The organism is Natronoarchaeum philippinense, assembly GCF_900215575.1.
In the GTDB taxonomy this organism is placed as follows: Archaea; Halobacteriota; Halobacteria; order Halobacteriales; family Natronoarchaeaceae; genus Natronoarchaeum; species Natronoarchaeum philippinense.
The window spans coordinates 51,688-70,289 of record NZ_OBEJ01000001.1; the positions used below are offsets into that span (position 1 = coordinate 51,688).

20 protein-coding genes are annotated in these 18,602 nt (G+C 66.3%); 18 read left to right on the plus strand and 2 right to left on the minus strand.

Features of this window, described 5'->3' with window-relative positions; genetic code table 11:
* Positions 1-15 precede the first annotated feature (15 nt).
* Positions 16-546 (minus strand): type II toxin-antitoxin system RatA family toxin, encoded by a 531-nt coding sequence (locus tag CRO01_RS00275; RefSeq protein WP_097007127.1) that lies wholly within the window; start codon positions 544-546, stop codon positions 16-18.
* Between the two features lie 117 nt (positions 547-663).
* Between CRO01_RS00275 and CRO01_RS00280 the strand changes: the two genes are divergently transcribed.
* From CRO01_RS00280 to CRO01_RS00355, 16 genes are all read left to right on the plus strand, one after another.
* A complete protein-coding gene (locus CRO01_RS00280; protein ID WP_097007128.1) occupies positions 664-1,422 on the plus strand; it encodes an NAD(P)/FAD-dependent oxidoreductase in 759 nt (252 codons plus the stop codon).
* A gap of 59 nt (positions 1,423-1,481) precedes the next feature.
* Positions 1,482-2,048, plus strand: a complete 567-nt coding sequence (locus CRO01_RS00285) for a response regulator transcription factor (protein ID WP_097007129.1) — start codon at positions 1,482-1,484, stop codon at positions 2,046-2,048.
* 95 nt (positions 2,049-2,143) lie between these two features.
* Entirely contained in the window at positions 2,144-3,352 is a 1,209-nt protein-coding gene (gene coaBC / locus CRO01_RS00290; protein ID WP_097007130.1) for a bifunctional phosphopantothenoylcysteine decarboxylase/phosphopantothenate--cysteine ligase CoaBC, read from the plus strand.
* Between the two features lie 248 nt (positions 3,353-3,600).
* Positions 3,601-4,665: a monovalent cation/H+ antiporter subunit E gene (locus CRO01_RS00295; RefSeq protein ID WP_097007131.1), complete on the plus strand. Its 1,065-nt coding sequence runs from the start codon at positions 3,601-3,603 to the stop codon at positions 4,663-4,665.
* A complete protein-coding gene (locus CRO01_RS00300) occupies positions 4,662-4,952 on the plus strand; it encodes a cation:proton antiporter (protein ID WP_097007132.1) in 291 nt (96 codons plus the stop codon). The genes CRO01_RS00295 and CRO01_RS00300 overlap by 4 nt, the downstream gene beginning before the upstream one ends.
* Positions 4,949-5,365: a monovalent cation/H(+) antiporter subunit G gene (gene mnhG, locus CRO01_RS00305; RefSeq protein ID WP_097007133.1), complete on the plus strand. Its 417-nt coding sequence runs from the start codon at positions 4,949-4,951 to the stop codon at positions 5,363-5,365. Before CRO01_RS00300 ends, mnhG begins: the two co-directional genes overlap by 4 nt.
* On the plus strand, positions 5,365-5,907 hold the full coding sequence (locus tag CRO01_RS00310; RefSeq protein ID WP_375097331.1) for a DUF4040 domain-containing protein: 543 nt from the start codon (positions 5,365-5,367) through the stop codon (positions 5,905-5,907). Before mnhG ends, CRO01_RS00310 begins: the two co-directional genes overlap by 1 nt.
* Positions 5,900-6,430: an MnhB domain-containing protein gene (locus CRO01_RS00315; protein WP_259370003.1), complete on the plus strand. Its 531-nt coding sequence runs from the start codon at positions 5,900-5,902 to the stop codon at positions 6,428-6,430. Before CRO01_RS00310 ends, CRO01_RS00315 begins: the two co-directional genes overlap by 8 nt.
* 11 nt (positions 6,431-6,441) lie before the next feature.
* The gene (locus CRO01_RS00320; RefSeq protein WP_097008286.1) at positions 6,442-6,792 is read left to right on the plus strand and encodes a cation:proton antiporter subunit C; all 351 of its coding nucleotides are present in this window, start codon (positions 6,442-6,444) and stop codon (positions 6,790-6,792) included.
* Entirely contained in the window at positions 6,785-8,389 is a 1,605-nt protein-coding gene (locus tag CRO01_RS00325; protein WP_097007135.1) for a proton-conducting transporter transmembrane domain-containing protein, read from the plus strand. Before CRO01_RS00320 ends, CRO01_RS00325 begins: the two co-directional genes overlap by 8 nt.
* Positions 8,390-10,201 carry a proton-conducting transporter transmembrane domain-containing protein gene (locus tag CRO01_RS00330; protein WP_097007136.1) on the plus strand — a complete coding sequence of 604 codons (1,812 nt, stop codon included), beginning with the start codon at positions 8,390-8,392 and terminating at the stop codon, positions 10,199-10,201.
* On the plus strand, positions 10,201-11,952 hold the full coding sequence (locus CRO01_RS00335; protein WP_097007137.1) for a Na(+)/H(+) antiporter subunit D: 1,752 nt from the start codon (positions 10,201-10,203) through the stop codon (positions 11,950-11,952). The genes CRO01_RS00330 and CRO01_RS00335 overlap by 1 nt, the downstream gene beginning before the upstream one ends.
* Positions 11,953-12,094: 142 nt before the next feature.
* Positions 12,095-13,588, plus strand: coding sequence for a lipopolysaccharide biosynthesis protein (locus tag CRO01_RS00340; RefSeq protein ID WP_245838475.1), 1,494 nt, complete (start codon positions 12,095-12,097; stop codon positions 13,586-13,588).
* 204 nt (positions 13,589-13,792) lie between these two features.
* Positions 13,793-14,227: a type IV pilin N-terminal domain-containing protein gene (locus CRO01_RS00345; protein WP_097007139.1), complete on the plus strand. Its 435-nt coding sequence runs from the start codon at positions 13,793-13,795 to the stop codon at positions 14,225-14,227.
* A 96-nt stretch (positions 14,228-14,323) separates the two neighbouring features.
* On the plus strand, positions 14,324-14,824 hold the full coding sequence (locus CRO01_RS00350) for a type IV pilin (protein ID WP_097007140.1): 501 nt from the start codon (positions 14,324-14,326) through the stop codon (positions 14,822-14,824).
* Positions 14,825-14,851: 27 nt separating this feature from the next.
* Positions 14,852-15,355: a hypothetical protein gene (locus CRO01_RS00355; protein ID WP_097007141.1), complete on the plus strand. Its 504-nt coding sequence runs from the start codon at positions 14,852-14,854 to the stop codon at positions 15,353-15,355.
* Positions 15,356-15,366: 11 nt separating this feature from the next.
* On the opposite strand, the gene CRO01_RS16415 is transcribed toward CRO01_RS00355, so the two are convergent.
* Positions 15,367-15,702, minus strand: a complete 336-nt coding sequence (locus CRO01_RS16415; RefSeq protein ID WP_179747356.1) for a hypothetical protein — start codon at positions 15,700-15,702, stop codon at positions 15,367-15,369.
* A 115-nt stretch (positions 15,703-15,817) separates the two neighbouring features.
* Here CRO01_RS16415 and hpt point away from each other — a divergent pair, with 115 nt between their 5' ends.
* Both hpt and CRO01_RS00370 read left to right on the plus strand, forming a co-directional pair.
* On the plus strand, positions 15,818-16,387 hold the full coding sequence (gene hpt / locus CRO01_RS00365) for a hypoxanthine/guanine phosphoribosyltransferase (protein ID WP_097007142.1): 570 nt from the start codon (positions 15,818-15,820) through the stop codon (positions 16,385-16,387).
* A 235-nt stretch (positions 16,388-16,622) separates the two neighbouring features.
* Positions 16,623-18,566 (plus strand): ABC transporter substrate-binding protein, encoded by a 1,944-nt coding sequence (locus tag CRO01_RS00370; RefSeq protein WP_245838476.1) that lies wholly within the window; start codon positions 16,623-16,625, stop codon positions 18,564-18,566.
* Positions 18,567-18,602 lie beyond the last annotated feature (36 nt).

Sequence of the window (18,602 nt, forward strand, 5' to 3'; positions counted from 1 at the left end):
TTCGAGGCCGGCCGCTCAGACCGACGAGGGGGCGTCGTGGACCTGCAATTCGACATCGCGGCGCTCGCCTTCCAGATCGGCGACGATGCGCTCGACGATGCGTTCGGCCTCTTCGAGGACTTTGGGTCGAAGCTTGTCGATCACCCACCCCATCGAGACCAGCGCGGGCAAATCCACCGCGCCGGCGCTCGCGCTCGATGGGTCGTACTCGACGACGAAGTGAACGCGACTGGCCGTCTCGCGGTGCTGTGGCGCCGCTTCGGGCTGATGGTCGACGCGCCAGTACCCCTGCGCGTCGAGGTCCGTAACGAGCCGCCAGTCGATGCGCTCGGGCGGAGTCGTGTCGGTCACTTCCGACTGGGCGGTGTACTCTAACTTCCACCACGCGAACTCGAGATCGTAGCGTGTCCCTTCCTCGCCGGTCCCGTCCCGCCTGACATCTTGGAGATACTTGGAGTAGTTCGCGTACCCCGGAAAGTCCTCGAGGAACTCGTAGATATCCTCGGGCGGCAGGTAGACGAGGGTGCTGACCTGTACTCTGTCCACGAGTCGACGTATGCGGGCGCGATGGTAAGTGTTACGCGCCGGTTGGCCAGCACGACGAGCGCCAATGGCCGATCCAGTCCGGCGCGTTGATACGCCCGCGGCAACGAGCGGTGAGTGATGACCAGAGACGTGCTCATCGTCGGCGGCGGCGTCGCGGGGCTCTCGGCCGGCATCTTCACTGCGAGAGCCGGACTCGACACCCTCATCGTCGACCCGGCTGGCGGACCGGACGACGCCAGCGACGCCGACGGATCGATTCTCGAACGCAACGCCCACCTCGAAAACTACCCCGGCTTTCCCGCTGGGATCGATGCCCGGTTGTATCTGAAGATGGTTCGAGAACAGGCGGCCGAGGCCGGCTGTAGCTTTTTCGAGGGACGTGTCGCGGACGTTCGTGACCGCGACGACGGGTTCGCCGTCGAACTCGACGCTGGCGAGATGCTCCAGTCGACCCGCGTAATCGCGGCGTCGTGGTCGGACGTTTCCTATCTCGACGGGCTCGACATCGAGTTCGTCGACCGCGGATCGAAGACCTACGTCGGCGTCGACGAGCACGGCCGAACGAACGTGTCGGGGCTGTACGCCGCTGGCCGGGTCGCCGGGCGCCCGCATCAGGCCATCGTCGCGGCCGGGCACGGTGCGACGGTCGGGCTCACCGCAATCTCGGAGTCGAACGCCAACTTCTATCACGACTGGGTCACCCCGGAGGGGTATTTCACCGGCCGCGAGCGCGACGTGCCGCCGGGCTGTGAGGAGATCGACGACATCGAACGCGGCGCCCGCGAGGCCGCGGCGCGCGACCGGCTGAGCGAGTGGATCGAGGACCCGCTCGACGACGAACCGACGATGCACCCGAGCGTCGACGACTCGGCGTGACGCCGCCCTCGTCCGCCGGACAAAAACTATTAGCTTCTCGGCCATCCAGACAGTACTAGATGGACGAACAGCGCGGTATCGTCCTCGTCGTCGACGACGACCCGCGGGTCGCCCGAGTGTACGCAGAGCAACTGCGCCGCCAGCACACGGTCCGTGTGGCCTACAGCGGTGCGGACGCGCTCGAGAGCCTCGATACCGATGTCGATGTGGTCCTGCTCGACCGGCGGATGCCCGATCAGACGGGCGACGAGGTGCTCGAACAGATCCGTGCTCGCGGCCTGACATGCCAAGTGGCGATGGTGACGGCCGTCGAGCCGGACTTCGACATCATCGAGATGGACTTCGACGAGTACCTCTACAAACCGGTCACCGGCGACCAGCTGCTATCGACGGTCGACCACCTGCTCCGGCGGGCGACCTACGATACCGCCTTACAGGAGTTTTTCTCGGTCGCCGCCAAACGCGCCGCACTCGAGTCCGAAAAGCCCCTCTCGGTGCTGCAAGAGAGTGATGAGTTTGCTACGCTGACCGCGCGCTTCGAGCGTCTGCGCGAGGAACTCGACGAGTCGCTCCACCAACTCGACGACGAGGAGGCTTTCGAACTCGCGCTGTCCGACCAGTTCTGACGCGGGTTCGGCTTTTCAGCCGGCGCGGTCGCGCCGTCTCGATGCCGTCGAGGCCGCGACAACGTTTTGTCGGCCCCGCGAGAACCACTGGCTGAATGCTGGACGGAGTCAACGTCGCGCTCGGGGTCTGTGGCTCTATCGCGGCCGTAAAGACGGTGGAACTGGCCCACGAGCTTCGGCGTCGCGGCGCCGACGTGCGAGCGGTGATGACCGGCGGCGCTCAGAACATCATCCACCCGTGGGCCGTCGACTTCGCCACCGACGGGGACGTGGTCACGGAACTCACCGGCGCGGTCGAGCACGTCGAACTCTGCGGCCGGGAGGGCTGGGCAGACGTGTTCCTGATCGCGCCGGCGACGGCCAACACCGTCGGTAAGGTCGCCGGCGCCGTCGACGATACACCTGTCACCACCTGCGCGACCACCGCGCTCGGCGCCGACGTGCCGGTCGTGATCGCCCCCGCGATGCACGAGCCGATGTACGATCATCCCGGCGTGCTCGACGCCATCGAGCGCGTCGAGTCGTGGGGCGTCGACTTCGTCGACCCCCGCATCGAGGAGGGCAAGGCCAAGATCGCCAGCGAGGAGCGTATCTGTCTCGACACAGCGCGCGCGGCCGGTGCTCGTCCGCTCGCTGGCGAGCGCGTCGTCGTCACGACCGGCGCGACCGCCGAAGAGATCGACCCGGTTCGGGTGCTGACGAACCGCTCGTCGGGCAAGACCGGACGGGCCGTCGCACAGGCCTGCTACGTCCGTGGGGCCGACGTGACGCTGGTCCACGGCGTCGTCGGGCCGCACGCGCCCTCGAACACCGCCGACGAGCCGGCGCTCGGTCCCGACGGCGGCCTCGGCTACGCCGAGTACCGGCCCGTCGAGAGCGCGGCCGAACTCCGCGACGCAACGCTCGACGCGGCGGCCGACGCCGACGCGCTCGTCTCGGCGGCGGCGATCGGCGATTACACCGTCGAGGCAAGCGACAGCAAGCTCCGATCCGGGCAGGATCTGACGCTGGACCTCGACGCGACGCCGAAGGTGATCGACGCCGTCCGCGAGGCTCGCCCCGACCTTCCGATCGTCGGGTTCAAGGCCGAAACCGACGGGGACGACGACGCGATGGTCGAAGCCGCCCGCGCGACGCTCGATCGGGTCGGACTCGCGTTCGTCGTCGCCAACGACGCCGGCGTGATGGGCGCCGAGGACACCCGCGCACTGTTTGTCACCGACGACGGTGTCGACGAGTTCGCGGGCTCGAAGCGCGGGCTCGCCGACGGCGTCGCCGACCGATTGGTCTCCCAACTCGACTGATCCGCGCTCGTTGGACGCCGCTTGACCAGTCCGTTTCCGGCATCGTTGGCCGGATCAGCCGGCGGCGACGGGTGAATAACGAAATTGTTTTCCTCGGGCTACCGCTTGGTTCGGACGACAGACAGAGCCATGAGTGACACACTTGGACCCGTCCGCGGCGTCCGGGCGCCGCCGATTTCGCGGCGCCGCTCGACGTCTTCGGGATCTCCTCGGCGCCGGGCCGGGCCGTCGACGGAGGTCGATCCCCCGTGAGCTACGCTCACACGCTAGTTCCCGTCGAAGAATCGGCGACGCTCCGTCGAACCGTCGCGCACGCGGTCGACTCGGCCATCGAGGCGGCCGACGGCGACGCACGCATCACGTTCGCGTCAGTGCTATCGGCCGACAGCACGCAACTACCCGGATCGGAACTCGAAGCGTCCGCCGAGGACCTCCTCGACCGGATCGAGATCTGGGCCGAGGAGGATGCCGGTGACGCCGAGTTGACGATCGACACCGTGATTCTGGGCGCCGACGAGTACCTGTTCAGCCCCCAAGATATGGCGCGGGTGATCGGCGCCCACGCCGTCTCGACCGGCGTCGACCGGATCGTCCTCGATCCCGAGTACGACCCGGGCGCCGGGCAGCCGCTGCTCGAACCGCTCAAGTCGGACTTGAGCGGTGACGACCGATTCGACGTCGAGGAAGCGCCGGTCGAGCACCCGCGACGCTCGGCTCGTATCGTCGCGCCATCCAGCGCTAGCCGCTTCATCGGGACGTTCGTCCTTTCGTTCGTCTTCTACCAGTTGATCGGCGGCTTCGCCGGACTGTTCGACATCGTCACCGGCGCCGCGACGGCGCTGATCGCTGCGATCACGCTCTCGCAGGTAACGTTCTCCCGTCGGCCACAGCTGGTCGGTTCGTTCGTGCGACTCGGGCGCTGGTTCGTGTTCGCGCCCGTGTTGCTTTGGGAGATTCTGATCGCAAACCTGCAGGTCGCCGCGGTCATTCTGGATCCTAGGAAGTCGATCGACCCGCGAATGACACGCGTCCACGCTGCGGTCTGGGGCGTTCTGCCCGTGACGACGCTGGCAAACAGCATCACCCTCACGCCGGGAACGCTCACGGTCCGCGAGCGCGGGCAGGACCTGTACGTCCACTCGCTGCTGCCGGTCTCCCGCGAGGGCCTGTTCGACGGCGGTCTGGAGCGGTGGGTTCGCTTCGTCTTCTACGGCCGCCGGTCGATGCGCATCGACAGCCCGAAAGACCGCGGCGACGCCGAAGTGCTCCAGTCACCCGAGGACGGCGACGACGCCGGAGGTGAGGACGCATGAGCCTCGGCACCGGCGGCCTCGTCGGCGACGTGTTCCTCGCCGCGGCGGCGCTGTTCGTCGTGCTAGCGATCGCGTTGCTCTATCGGGTTATCGACGGCCCGACCATGCAGGACCGCGTGCTGGCGGTGAACGTGCTCGGCACGAACACCGTCGTGATCCTCGCGCTGCTGGCGGTCGGATTGGGCGAGCCGTCGTTCCTCGACATCGCGCTGATCTACGCCCTGCTCAACTTCCTGATGTCGGTGGCGATCTCGAAGTTCACCGTCGAACGAGGTGGGATCATATGAGCGCGATCGAGACGGCCCGGCTCGCCCTCGTGGGCCTCTTGCTCGTCGGGTCGCTGTTCTTCACGCTCGTCTCGACTGTCGGCGTCCTACGACTGCCCGACATCTACTCGCGGGCTCACACCGCCTCGCAGGCGGACACGCTCGGCGCCGGCTTCGCGCTCGCGGCCGTCGCAGTAGTGCTCGGTCTGCAGCCGACGACCGCGAAGACGGTGTTGCTGTTGCTGTTTATCTTCCTGACGAACCCGACGGCGGCCCACGCGATCGCCCGCGCAGCCGACGAGGACGGCATCGAGCCGTGGACGGCCGACGACGACCGCACGGCAGAGGACCTCGCGCCGGACCACGCCAACACGACCGAATCGGCCGAGTCGGCAGACGCGGCCGACCGCGACGAGGGAGGTGAGCCGGCATGATCTCCGCGATCACCGCCGCGTTGTTCGTGTTCGTGCTCGCCACGGCGGTGCTGACCGCCGTGCTCAGAGACGTGCTCGCGGCGATCATCGTCTTCGCCGCCTACAGTCTCGGAATGGCGATCTTCTACGCCGTCCTGCTCGCGCCCGACGTGGCCATGACCGAGGCGGCTATCGGCGCCGGCGTGACGACGCTGTTGTTGCTGTTGACGATCGCAAAGACCGTCCGCCCGTCGACGGACGCGACGTTCGAGCGGCCCAGCCTTCCGGGCCTGCTCGTCGTCGGCGCCTTTACGGCCGTCGTGCTTGCGACGGTTCCGTCGTTCCCCGCGGTCGGCAGCGAGACGGCACCGATCTGGTCGAACCCGGAGGTAAGCCAGTATTACCTCGAACACGCCTACAAGGACACCGGCGTCGAGAACGCCGTCACGGCCGTCCTCGCGGGCTACCGTGGGTTCGACACGTTCGGCGAGGCGGTCGTGGTGTTCGCGGCCGGTATCGCCGCACTACTGGCTCTGCAGACGGAGGTGTTCACCGGTGAGTAACGATACTGAGGAGTACGAACCGATCAGCGAGGACCAGCCCTACGTCGAGAGTCAGGTGATCATGACGACCGTTCGCGTGATCGCCCCCTTCTCGTTTACCTACGGGCTCTTCTTGACCTTCCACGGCGGCGGCTCGCCCGGGGGCGGGTTCCAGGGCGGCGCCATCATCGGCGCGACGATCCTGATGATCGCCTTCGCCTTCGGCATCGAACCGACCCGGGACTGGCTCTCGAACGGCACCGTCGTCGGGCTCGCCAGCGGCGGCGTGCTCGCCTTCGCGCTGATCGGGCTGGTCCCGCTCGCGCTCGGCGGGCAGTTCCTCGAACACCCGCTGTACGAGTCCACGCTGGGCATCTACGACGGCAAGAAGTACGCGCTGGAGGGCGTCGAGATCCTCGGCATCATGCCGATCGTCGCCGGCGTCGTCGTGGGCCTCTTCTTCGCCATCGCGGCGGGCTTCGGCGGCGGCGCCCGGTTGACGGGCGATGGCGGCGAGCGGCCCGACGGAGGTGATTCGCGGTGACGCCGCTCGAGATGCTCGCCAGCAGGTACGCCTACGTTCTGTTCGCTCTGCTGGTCGGCACCGGCCTGTACATGGTCGTGTCGAGCCCGAACTTCGTCAAGAAGGTGATCGGCCTGAACCTGTTCCAGACGGGCCTGTTCCTGTTCCTGATCGCCAGCGCCTACCTCGACGGCGGCTCGACGGCCATCGTCCACGGCGAGGGCGGCCCCTACGTCAGCCCGCTCCCGCAGGTGCTGGTCCTGACCGCGATCGTCGTCGGCGTCGCGCTGACGGCGGTCGCGCTCGCGCTGATCGTCCGCATCTACGACGAGTACGGCACGCTCCGCGAGGACGTGCTCCGGGAGGTGCGTGCCGATGACTGACGCCTCGATCGCCGTCGTCGGCCTGATCGTCCTGCCGCTGGTCGCGGCCGCGGTGGCGCTTCTGGCCGGCGTCGTCCGCGATCGGACCGGCTGGGCCATCGCCGTCGCCTCGCTGCTCGGCGAGGCCGCCCTCGTCGCTTGGCTCGCCACCGCGGTGTACGGTGGCCAAGGCGAACTCGTCCACGTGCTCGGCGGCTACGGCCGTCCCGGTCCCGAGGGGCTCGCGGTCGGCATCGAACTGGTCGCCGACCAGCTCTCGGCGCTGATCGCCGTGCTGATCGTCGTCGTCTCGCTGGGCGTCCTCGCCGTCGCGCGTTCGGCCGGCCCCCGCGGGAACGCCTTCTTCAGCGCGTTCTTGCTGCTCAACGGCGGGCTGATGGGCGTCGTGCTGACCGGCGACGTGTTCAACCTGTTCGTCTTCCTCGAAATCGTCGGGCTGGCGACCTACGCGCTGGTCGCCTCCGACAGGCGTCCAGACGCCGCCGTCGCCACGCTGAAGTACCTGATCGTCGGGACGACCGGCGCGTCGATGTACCTGCTCGGCGTCGCCTACCTGTTCATGGCGACCGGCGTGTTGAACATGGCCGACCTGTCGGCCGTGCTGGCCGGACAGGCCGGGCTCGGCGGCGAAGTGCTGTACACCGACACGCTCGTGCTGGCCGGCTTCGCGTTCGTGACCGTCGGCCTGTTCGTCAAGGCGGCGATCTTCCCGCTGCACGTCTGGCAGCCCGACGCCTACGCGGCGGCGCCCGACACCGTCACCGCCTACATCTCGGCGCTGGTCTCGACCGCGGGCGCGTACGCCTTCGCCCGCATCGCGCTCGACGTGTTCACGCCGGCCTTCTTCGAGGCCGTGCCCGCCGCGGCGTGGGCGATCGTGACGCTGGCCTCGATCAGTGTGGTCGCCGGCAGCGCGCTGGCCGTGACTCAAACTCGGGTCAAGCGCGTGTTCGCGTACTCGTCGGTGTCGCAGTTCGGCCTGATCGTCGCGGCCGTCGGCGTCGCCGTCCACCCCGCGGCGTCGCCCGCCGCGATCGAGTACGCGGTGCTCGGCGCCGCGATCCACCTGATCGGCCACGGCGTCATCAAGGGCGGCCTGTTCGTCGCCGCGGCCGGCCTCGCGCGGACGGCCGACGCGCGCACGCTCGACGAGTACGCGGGCCTCGGCCGCGAGGCGCCCCTGCAGTCGGGCGCGCTCGCCGTGCTCGCGCTCTCGCTGGTCGGCGTCCCGCCGACGGTCGGCTTCCTCGGGAAGTTCTACATCGCGCTGGGCGCCGTCGAAGCCGGGATCTGGCCGGTCGCAGCGGTCATCCTGCTCAGCACCGTGCTGACGCTGGCGTATGCCGCGCGATTCCTCGAACGGCTCTACTTCACCCCCCGGTCGGCGGCGCCCTCGACCGGAGCGGTTGCGGCCGATGGCGGCTCGGATGGCTCGTCCCCCGCGGCCCAATCCAAGCGGGACGCCGACCTCCCCGGTGCATCGCTCGGCCTGCTGGCCGCGCTCGTCGGCGCCGTGATACTCGCCGTCGCGCTCGGCTTCGCCGGCTTCGAGTTCGCCGACGCGATGGCTCCCTTCGTCTCTGAGGTGGTCCAATAGATGGTAGAAATGTCTCTGCGACCGCTGGCGGCCGTGTTGGTCTCGGCCGTTGCGATCGTTCTGATCGTCGCGTCGTATCGCCGCCCGAACCTCCGGGACAGCTGGTCGGTCGCGGCCGCGCTGGCCAAGTTCGGCATCGTCGCCAGCATGGTCCCCGGCGTCCTCGCGGGCGAGAGCTACCGCTGGTCGATGGGGTCGTACGCGCCGGTCGCCGACGGTCCGGCGATCGAGTTCGCGCTCGAAGCCGACGCGCTCGGCGTGATCTTCGCGCTGCTCGCGAGCCTGCTGTGGATCTTCACGTCGTTCTACGCGGTGGGGTACATGCGCGGGCTCGACGAGCACGCCCAGACGCGGTTTTTCGCCGCGTTCGCCGCCAGCCTCGCGGCCGCGGTCGGGATCGCCTTCGCGGCGAATCTGGTGACGATCTTCGTGTTCTACGAGCTGCTGTCGGTGGCGACGTACCCGCTGGTCGCCCACGACGAGGACGGCGAGGCGCGCGCCGCCGGCCGGAAGTATCTGACCTACACGTTCTTCGGCGGCGGCGTGCTCGTGCTCGCTGGCACCGCGCTGGTGTTTGTGCTCGCGGGCACGACCGAGTTCGGCGCCACGGCACAGGCGCTCGCCACTGCCGACCCCGTGCTGGCCAAGGCGGCGTTCGCGCTGCTTGCGGCCGGGTTCGGCGTCAAGGCCGGCCTGATGCCGCTGCACTCGTGGCTGCCGGACGCGATGGTCGCGCCGACGCCGGTGTCGGGGCTGCTCCACGCCGTCGCGGTCGTCAAAAGCGGCGTCTTCGGCATCGCGCGGCTGGTGCTGGAGGTGTACAGTCCGGCCGTCGTCTCCGACCTCGGCATGGGCGTCCTGCTGGCGTCGGTCGCGGCCTTCACCATCCTCGTGTCGAGCCTGATCGCGCTCCGGCAGGACCACCTCAAGCGGCGGCTGGCGTACTCGACGGTGAGCCAGTTGTCCTACATCGTGCTCGGGCTGGCGCTGCTCGGCCCGACTGCGATCAAGGGCGGTCTGCTGCACATCCCCGCCCACGCCTTTATGAAGCTCACACTGTTCTTCTGTGCGGGCTTCATCCACGTCGAAACCCACACCGACTACATCAGCGAGATGGACGGCATCGGGAAACGGATGCCCCTGACGATGTCGGCGTTCGCCGTCGCCGCGGCCGGGATGGCCGGCATCCCGCTCGTGGCCGGCTTCGTCAGCAAGTGGTTCCTGCTGATCGGTGCCGTCGAGGTCGAGCAGGCCGTCTTCGCGGTCGCGCTGTTGCTCTCGGGCGTCCTCAACATCGCGTACTTCTGGCCGATCGTCTACGGCGCCTTCTTCGAGTCGCCCGGCGAAGCCGACTCGAAACCGCTGCTCGAGGGACCGCTCGGCGGTCGCTTCGGTGCGGCTGCCGACGCCGATGCGGCGCCCGTGGCGACCGACGGCTCGGGTGACGATGCCGACGCCGCCGATGCCAGCGAGGACGCGACGGCGTCGTCTGGCACCTACGCGGTCGACCGGAACCCGAGCGATCACCGCTCCGAGGAGGAGCGAGAGCAGCGTTCGGACGCCGACGACGCGGCGGACGGCTCTGGCCGCGATGACGATGTGGACCACCACGACGTGGCCCACGACGACCACGCCCACGGCGGCACGACCGGCGATTGGGAAGCCGTCGGCTGGACCGGCGGCGAGGGCTCGTGGCTGATGCTCGGGCCGATTCTGGCCGTCGCGGCCGGCGCCATCGTGCTCGGCGTCGTTCCGTATCAGGCCGTGTTCCTGCAATTGATCGAGCAGGTCCTCACGGAGGTGACGTTCTGATGTTGGATGTCATTCCACCCGCCGCGCTGGTGCTCGTCGCCGCGCTGCTGGTCGCCGTCTTGCCCCGCAAGCTGGGACACGGCGTCGGCGCGCTGGCGACCGGTACGGCGCTCGCGCTGTCGTGGCTCGTCCCCGCCGGCGCGCACCTGCAGGTCGAACTGTTCGGCGCGTTCCAAGCCGTCCTCTACAACGTCGACTCCTTTAGCCGGCTGATGGGCCTGATCTTCTCGTTCATCGGGCTCGTCGCCGTCGTCTACTCCTACGCCAGCGACGCCGAGCGCACACAGACCGCCTACGCGCTGTCGTACGTCGGCACGAGCCTCGCGGCCGTGTTCGCCGGCGACTGGCTGACGCTGGTGTTCTTCTGGGAGCTGATGGCCGTCACCTCGACGCTACTGGTCTGGCACTACGGCGGCCGGGCGGTGCGGGCCGGCTTCCGCTACGCCATCCTGCACGGGATCGGCGGCAGCCTCGTGCTCGCGGCACTGGTCTGGCACTATGCTGAAGCGGGAACCTTCCTGTTCGGCTCGCTCCCCGGCGTCGCCGTCGAGCCCGGTATCGCCGGCACCGTCGCGCCGGTCCTCATCGCAATCGGTATCGGCGTCAACGTCGGCTTCGTCGGCCTGCACGCGTGGCTGCCCGACACCTACCCGCGCCCGCACATCGCGGCATCGGTGTTCCTCTGCGTGTACACGACCAAGACCGGCGTGTACGGGATGTACCGAGCGTTCCCCGACGGTCATCTGTGGATCGCCTACATGGGCGGCGCGATGGCCGTCTTCGGCGCGACGATGGCGCTGCTCCAGTCCGATATGCGCCGGCTGCTGTCGTATCACATTCAGTCGCAGGTCGGCTACATGATCGCCGGCGTCGGCATCGGAACGAAACTCGCCACCGCCGGCGCCTTTGGCCACGTGTTCAACCACATCCTCTACAAGAGCCTGCTGTTCATGACGGTCGGCGTCGTGATCTACCGCACAGGTGAAGAGAGCCTGAAGAAGATCGGCGGCCTCGCCAAAGACATGCCGATCACCGCCGGCGCCTTCGTCGTCGCGGCGCTGTCGATCTCGGGCTTCCCGCTGTTCAACGGCTACGTCTCGAAGGGGATGATCACCTACGCCGCCCATCACGGATACGAGCCGCTGTTCTACCTGCTGATGATCGGGGGCGTCGGCACGTTCCTCTCGTTCATCAAGCTGGGCTATCACGCCTTCTTCCACGGGAGCTACGACGGCAACGTGCTCGACGCCAACCGCGGCCAGAGCGTTGCGATGGTCGCGGTCGCGGCGCTGTGTGTCTTCTTCGGCGTCGTGCCGTCCGCACTGTACGACCTCCTGCCCGAGGGCACCTACGCCGCCGGCCACTACACGGCGTACACGGTCAGTCACGTCCTCGAAGTCGCGGTGCTTGCGGTCACCGCCGTGATCGGGTTCGTGCTCCTGAAGAACGCGCTCGAAAAGGTCGGCAAGGTGCCGGACATCGACGCGATCTACAACCCGTTGACGTTCTACGGCACCCGCGCGGTCGTCGTCGGCGTCACCGAACTGTACGCCGCGGTCGACCGAGCGGTCGTCGGCTTCGTCGGCTTCGTCACCGGCGTCGCCGCCGATCCCGAGGCCGCCGTCGCTGCGACGCCGCTGGGCGATCGTGTCGACGACGAGTACGCCCACCCGCTTCGGGCGGGCGTCGGGACGAGCATCCTGCTCGTGACGCTGGTCGTGACGCTGGTCTTGTTGGTCGTGCTCGGGTAAGCCGTTTCGGCCGCTTTCCCCGACTGTTTTCGCGCCGTTCGCGCGGCTTACCGTCGACGCCGCTGTGAAACCGGACCATAACCAAGTACGGCATCGACGTACCAACGGCCGTGACTGGTGTCAGGTCGTCCGGCGACGCCGCGTGGGGTGTGTTGCGGTGGCGCTGATCGACCGGTTTTCGCGCGGCATCTCGGCGACGCTTTTGTCCCGCGGCGTCAAGATGGTCGCCAACGCGGCCTTGCTGGTCGTTCTCGCCCGATTCTTGCTCTCCCCGGACGAGTACGGCCTGCTGTACCTCACGATCTCGATCGTCGGCGTCGCTCGGCTCTTTAGCGATCTCGGGCTCGGGCGCTCGACGGCCCGATATGTCAACGAATATAAAGAGGACGGTGGCGGCCAGCTCCACCACGTGCTCCGGGTCGGCTTTGCCGTCCGACTGGGGCTCGTCATCGCCGTGGCGATCGCGGTGGCGCTGGGCCGCGGCGTCATCGCGGACTTAGTTGGTCAGCCCGCGCTCGGTCCCTATCTGCTCGTTGGGTCGCTGTATCTGGCGGTCATCTCGTTCCAGTCGTTTTTCAGCGTCCTGTTTCAGGGGTTTTCGCGGGTGACGCTCTCGGCCTGCGTCGGCATCACAAACAGCATCTCGCGGGTCGTCTTCGCGGTCGCCTTCGTCCTGCTGGGGCTGGGCGGCGTCGGCGCCTTGCTGGGCTACGTCGTCGCGGCGGCGCTTGCCGTGGTCGTCGGCGCCGCGTTGCTGTACACGCAACTGTACGTGCGCTACGAGCACGACGACGAGCGCGAGGACGGCCTCCGGCGGCGCATTCTGGAGTACAGCATCCCGCTGACGGCGACCCGGAGCGCGAACACGCTCGACAAGCGCGTCGACACGATCCTCGTCGGCGCGCTGGCCGGTCCGGCGGCGGCGGGCTTTTACACGGTCGGCAAGCAGGTCTCGGCGTTTCTTGACGTGCCGGCGCGTTCGATCGGCTTCACCGTCTCGCCGGCCTACGGCGAGGAGAAAGCAAACGGTGAGTACGAACGCGCCGCGCGCATGTACGAGGCCAGCCTCCGGTACGTGCTCTTGCTGTACGTCCCCGCCGCGACGGGGCTGTTGCTCGTCGCCGACCCCGCGATCGTGCTGGTGTTCGGGCAGGACTACGCGGCCGCGACGCTGGTCGTGCAGGTGATGAGCATCTACGTCGTGTTTCAGGCGATCAACCTCGTGACGACGCAGGGATTGGATTACCTCGGTCGCGCGCGCGAGCGAGCAATCGGCAAGGGTATCACCGCCGTGGGCAACGTCGTGCTCAACGTCCTCCTGATCCCGCCGTACGGCGCCGCCGGCGCTGCGGCAGCGACGGTGCTGACCTTCGGCTTCTACGTCGCCGGCAACGTCTACATCATGCACGCGGAACTGCCCGTTCGGACCGGCCGCCTCCGCAAAACTGCCGGTCGAGTGATCGCCGTCTCCGCGGGAATGGCCGTCGGCGTCGCGCTCGTGATGCCCCACGTCTCGTCGATCGTGTCGCTGGTGGCGGTCGTCGCGCTCGGCGTCGTGATCTGGGGGGCGCTCTCGATCGCGAGCGGCCTCCTCGATGTCGGCGAAGCGGTGACTGTGCTCTCGCGGCTGACCTGATGCCTGCGCGACGCCGATTGTAGGACTGCCTTATCCGGCCTCTGTGGCGGTCGCGCCGGTCTCTCGCTGCCTCGCTGATTGCCATTCTCCTCGACCCCTCGTGTTAGCGCGACAGTAAGATACAAGATCGGACATGAGAAACACGAAATTATCCGGTCCTCGCTCGCTGCCGCCCCGGCGGCGACCCGACCGAGCCAGACTACCATGAACTTCGACTTGTCTTCGGACGATCGCGCGGTCGCATCGATGCTCGGAATGACGCTGCTGCTCGGCACCGCCGTCGTCGGCGCCGCCGTCGTCGGAACCTACGTCCTCGACGTGGGTGGCAGTCAAGAGACGGCGCCGCAGGTCCTGTGGGAATGGGAAGAAACACCCGACGGCGTGACGGTCCAACACGCCGGCGGCGATACCGTCGATCCGCAGTCTGTCCATATCACGGGCGATGTCGATCCGAGCTACGCCGGCACGACGCTCGATGATCCCAGCCTGTTTGGCGAGGGCGGAATCTCGGCGGGCGACGAAGCGACGATCGACGACTCCAAACTGTCCGGCGACACGGGATCGGTGCTGCTGGTCTGGGAATCCTCTGACGGCAGCCAAGCCGTTGTTCTCTCGGAGTACGAGTTCGATCGTAACTGACCCGTCGCCTCGTCCCGTTTTTCGATCGGTTCCATTTGCTATTGAATACTCGTCTATTCCATCCGATTTATTATGTCTGGGCGCCTGTGACGTTTCATGAACACAGATTGGAGTTCGGACCGGGGCCAATCGGAGGTCATCGGCGTCGTGCTGATCGTCGGCATCGTCGTCCTCCTGTCGGCGCTGGCCGGGCTCTTCATTTTCGACCTATCGAGCAACAACCTCGAAACGGCGCCTCAAGCGAACTTCGAGGTCGAGCAGTACGGTGACCAGAACCAGCAAGTTCGCCTGTATCACGACGGCGGCGACGTGATTACGGACACCGATGCGATCACGGTGACTGTAAATGGCACAGAGATACTGAACAACCAAGCCGCTGAGTTGGTGAATGACGATGGGAACATCGACGCACAAACAGATGTTTTCTTTTCCACCGAAACCTCTTCAGGAAATATTGTTGCCAAGAATGAAACCATCCCTAACAACACATCCTACACTGGCCTTGACGCCGGAACCCCGATCAAAATAACGTGGAATCCGGAAGACGCGGACAATTCCGCAATTCTCTTCGAGTACGAGGTCGAAGACCGTAGCTAAGTACCGGCTTCGGCCGGACGCACTCTCATGGTTAGCATCGATCCGCAGCGCTCCGACGAGTCGCTTCCGTTCTCGACGGCCCAGTTTATCGGGATCGTCGTCGCCCTGATCGTTCTCGGGCTGGTCGTCGGCTTCGCCGCGTTCGCGCTCTTGGGCAACGCCGAGGAGCGCCCGAACGCCGATTTCGAGTTCGAGCAGTACGGCGCCAGCGAGCAGCAGGTGGCGATCACCAACCTCTCGGGTGAGCGCATCGAGAACCCCAGCGCGGTGGTCGTCGAAGTCGACGGCGAGCGCATCCAGAACAACACGGGCCACGATTGGAAGCACAGCGACGGCGGCATCGGTCCCGACAGCGCCGTCTACATCGGCTACAACGATTCTCAGGGAACGATCCTCGTTTCGGACCGCGACGATCCGAGCCTCCAGCGCGGGCTGCCGCCGGACACCGAGATTCGCGTTCTCTGGTTCAGCCAAAACTCCGATAGCTCGGGCGAGCTCGACTCCTACGTCGTCGAGTTGCGCGAGGGGTGAGCGCGGCCGAGCTAGCGGCGTCCGATCGCCGCGGCGACCGCTCTGGCGGGCGTCGTGACTCCGTGTCGAACAGCGGCCAACGATCCGTCGAACGCGGCACGTGCGACGCTACTGAACGCGGTGACTGCCCCAGTCCGGCGGTCGTGCTCGTCGAACGTCGGGCGGCGCTCGACGACGGCGTTGCAGTCGGGACAGCGACTGATCTCCCGGTCGCCGACGCGACGGCGTCGCCAGTCGCCGCTGGGAGGGCTTCGGTGCTCGCACTCCGGACACAACAGCGTCGCCTTGCGCGCGGTGAGCGGCCGCGTTTCGGACGACTGACTGCGGGTGTTCGTAGCGGGTGCCATCGCTCTATTGTAGGTGCTTGAGGCTCCTAAGGGCAGCGACCGCGTCGGAACGATCGTGAGGAACTTCGGCGAGTGCGTTCCGTCATCTTTACTTCTCGGCTCCAGTAGTTCCACCATGGACCAGTTGAAGCGGTCGCTCCTCGATGCGCCGATCATCGAAAAGGATGGGTACCATTACTTCGTCCACCCGATCAGCGACGGCGTCCCGATGCTCAAACCCGAACTGCTCCGGGAGATCGTCATCCGAATCATCCGGAAGGCCGACCTCGAAGACGTCGACAAGATCGTCACGCCCGCCGCGATGGGCATCCACATCTCCACGGCGGTGTCGCTGATGACCGACATCCCGCTGGTGGTCATCCGCAAGCGTCAGTACGGCCTCGACGGCGAGGTCGCGCTGTTCCAAGAGACCGGCTACTCCGAATCGGAGATGTACATCAACGACGTCTACGAGGGCGACCGCGTGCTCGTGCTCGACGACGTGCTCTCGACCGGCGGGACGCTGAAGGCGATTCTGGGTTCGCTCGAAGATATCGGTGCCGATGTCGTCGACCTCGTCGCCGTTATCAAGAAGGTCGGCGGCGAGAACGCGCTGGAATCGACTGATTACGATGCGAAGACGCTGATTAACGTCGACGTCGACGACGCCGAAGTCGTCATCGTCGACGAGCACGGCGACGGGTAACGCCGCCGATACTCTTTTGGCAATTGCCAGCCGCGATCGGATGATCGCACTCTGAAGCACTGTTTTGGGGTACGGGATGGCTTATCGTTCCTCGACAACTGCTGTGTAGTTGTGGACTGTTTGCACGAATTTTGCCAATTTTGTCGTGATATGGTGCCCCCTGAGAAAATTCCTTCATAATATGGGTAGAAAACTGAGGAATAGTTATATATGGGTGTGCTCTGCAACTACTCACATGTCGCTCGACAACGACAGTCCCGTATCGAGTATCAATCGCCGTCGACTCCTCCAAGGAATGGGTGCAGCCGGTGCTGTCAGCGTCGCTGGCTGTTTCGGAGGCAACGACGACAGTAATGACGACGACGGGCCTGACATCGAACAAGCCCTGCAGCGGGAGGAAGTAGACGTTAGCAACATCGAGGAAGGGGGGACCTTCCGAGCCGCGATCGCGTCCGGGCCGGACTCGTTCGACTATCCGTACAGTAGTTCTGCCCACGCAACGATTCTGATGAATCTCATCTACGAGGGGATGACCGCGTCCGACAGCGACGGGCAGATCTACTCGTGGCTCGCGGAGTCGTACGAGCAGGTCGACGTGCAGGAACGCTCGTTGACCGACTACGAGGACTACATGATCACGGCCGAGTACAACTCCGACGGCATTCCGCAACTCGACCGCCAGATCGTCATCTCCCATCCCGACAACGATCCCTCTTCCGGAGAAGGACAGTTCCTCACTGTCGACGAGAGTCCCGACGCCGTCGCCGACGGCGTCTACGGGATGCACTACCGGTTCGATCTGCATCAGGGCGTCGAGTTCCACAACGGCGAGGAACTGACCGCTGACAACGTGATCAGCTCCTACGGCCGCGTCGAGAACTCCGATCTCTCGGGGCAACTGTTCGACTCGCTGCTCCACATCGAGGCGGAGGACGATTACACGGTTCACCTCTACGCGCAGGTGCCCGACGCGAGCGCGATCCGCGAACTCGGTGGCTGGCCGATCTTCCCCTCCGAGACCGTCGATCTACCGGCCGGCGAGATGGACCCCCGAAGCGGCAACACCCCGCTCGGAACGGGACCCTTTGCTCTCGAAGAGTTCGAGGCCGGGAGCTACGTCACGTACTCGCGCAACGAGAACTACTGGTTCGACACGGAAATGAAAGACTGGTTCGACGGCCCCTCCGAGTTCCCGAACGGACCGGTCGTCGACGAGGTCGACGTTCGGTTCGTCTCCGAGGACTCCTCGCGCGTGGCCGCGGTCAGAAACGGGGAGATCGACATGACCTACGATCTGCCCGCCAACACGCTGACTGACTTCCTGACCACCGATGGCTATCGGACCGCCGCTGCGCGAGGTGCCGGATACACGTTCATGCAGTACCCGGTTACGGTTGCTCCCTTCGACAACCAAGATGTTCGCCACGCGATCAACCACCTCATCCCGCGTCAGCAGATCTCCGACAACATCTTCTCGGGCTGGGAAGCCCCGGCGTGGGTTCCGATGCCGCCGATTGCCGCCAGCAAGGGGACGACCGACTACGACCAACTCACCGAGGATCTCAAGCCCACCAACGAGTACAACCCCGACCGGGCGGAGGAACTGGTCAACAACGCCGATGTCGAGACGCCGATCGACGTGACGATTCGGACCAACGCCGACGACGACGACCGCGTCAAAAGCGCCGAGCTGATGGTGCAGGCGATGAACCGGACCGACGTCTTCAACGCCAACGTGGCGACCGAGTCCGACATCAACGCACTGGTCGTGCAGGCGCTGGATCCCTCGTTCCACGAGGAGGGCGAAATCGTGCTCGTCGGCCTGTCTGCCGGCTTTAACCCCCACGGGTACGCAAAAGCCGTTCACCACCCCGACAACTTCGCGCAGTGTTGTAACTTCCAAGACATCAACGACGAGGAGCTCAACCAGCTGCTCGCGTCAGCCCGGTACGGGACTGATGTGGCACAGGATGCCGACCTTCGACGTCAGCGCTACGACGAGGTCTGGAATCGCGTCGTCGAACTCAACGCCAACTCCTACACCACCCACAGCATGACCGTCGCCGTGCTTGGCGGGGAGGTCAATGGATTCAACACGTATCCGAGCACGCAGGACATCCTCGGGTACGGGCTGTTCACGCCGATGGACCAACAGGTCACCTACGTCAGCCGCGACTAACGTCGGACCACTCCCAATCCCCCACACTCTCTATCA